Annotated in this window: 1 protein-coding gene; it reads right to left on the bottom strand. The window is 72.9% G+C overall.

Annotated elements, in window-relative coordinates; translation table 11 throughout:
• Positions 1-565 precede the first annotated feature (565 nt).
• The coding region (locus TOK_RS27890; RefSeq protein WP_172457827.1) for a DUF4192 domain-containing protein at positions 566-1,257 on the bottom strand (692 nt) is incomplete at its 5' end.

Below are 1,257 nucleotides of genomic sequence, written 5' to 3'. Positions count from 1 at the left end.
GTAGTTGATCCGGATCTCGCGGCCGACGGTGCCGTGGAAGGTGTTCTCGTTCATCGTGGGGCTCCTGTCCGAGGGGTCGGTGTGTTGAGCTGACGCGGCTTGCCTCAGCACACGGCCCCTGGCCTGGGGCGGGGGTTCCCGCTCGTCCATCCCGGTCGTGACCGCATCCACCCGGGCGCTGGTCGTGCTCGCGCAACCGCAGCGGCGGTCTCACCGGGATGGATCGGGCGAGGGTTCATCGCGGCATGGCCCGGGGTGTGTGCTGACCTACGGGCGTCTGGATCAACCACACCGATCTCCGGCCAGCAGGCACGCCCAGAACCCCGCACCCGACCCGCTGTCCCGCACCCGATCCCGCGCGGCCAATCCCGCGCAGCCGCTTCAGCAGGCCGGGCGGTGACCTCCGCCGCGACCAGCCCGTAGCGTGTCCACGGCCCGCCAGAGCACCCGCCCCGCCTGCGCGGCGGCAGGCCGGAACGGGTGCTGCAGCAACGGCAGCTCGGGCACCCCCGACCAGCAGAAGTCGTGACCCGCCGGGGGTCGTGACCGGCTGGCCGGAGATGGGTCAGCGGGCGGTGTCGCGCAGCATCTCCCGCAGCGTGATCGGGTCGATCCCGCAGGCGGCGATCCGGGCGGCCAGCTCGGTGAGCGTCAGACCGGGGTGGACCTGTTCGGCGAGGTCGAGCGCGAGGTTGGCGGTGGCGCCGTCACCCTCGAGCAGCGCGGCGAGCCCGCACAACGTCGCGGCGTAGGCACGGGCCTGCCCGGGCAGCTGCTGCACCATCTGCAGCCACACCGACCGCATCAGACCGGGTTCGGTGTTCTCGGCGGTCCACTCCACCAGCGCGTCGCGGCGCACCGCCGTGACCAACGCGGCCCCGATCCCGACAAGAACGTCCTCGTCGAGCTGGTCGCACCGCCCCGACAGCACCCGCTCCCTCAACTTCAGGATCGCGACGCCCGCCTCGACACCCTCGCCGTCGAGCGCGTCGATCAGCTGCGCGCGCCGCTGCGCGGTCACGCTGTCGATCCGGCTGCCGAGTTCCGCGGCCAGCGCCTCCCGGGAGCCGTAGCTGACCTGCCCGGTGCTCACGGCCGCGGTGAGAGCCACGACCGAGGCCGCCGGGTCGTCGAGGATGCCCGCATGGCCGCAGCCGCACAGGCACTGCCACGGCATGCCCGCCGTGATCGCTGGAGTGTGCAGGGCCTGCACCACACCGACCCCGACCAGGGCCAACGCCTCGGTGACCACACCGG

The sequence above is a fragment of the Pseudonocardia sp. N23 genome, assembly GCF_002583555.1.
Classification (GTDB): Bacteria; Actinomycetota; Actinomycetes; order Mycobacteriales; family Pseudonocardiaceae; genus Pseudonocardia.
Note: the sequence above shows the minus strand (reverse complement) of the source record. Positions and strands in the feature narration are given on the sequence as shown.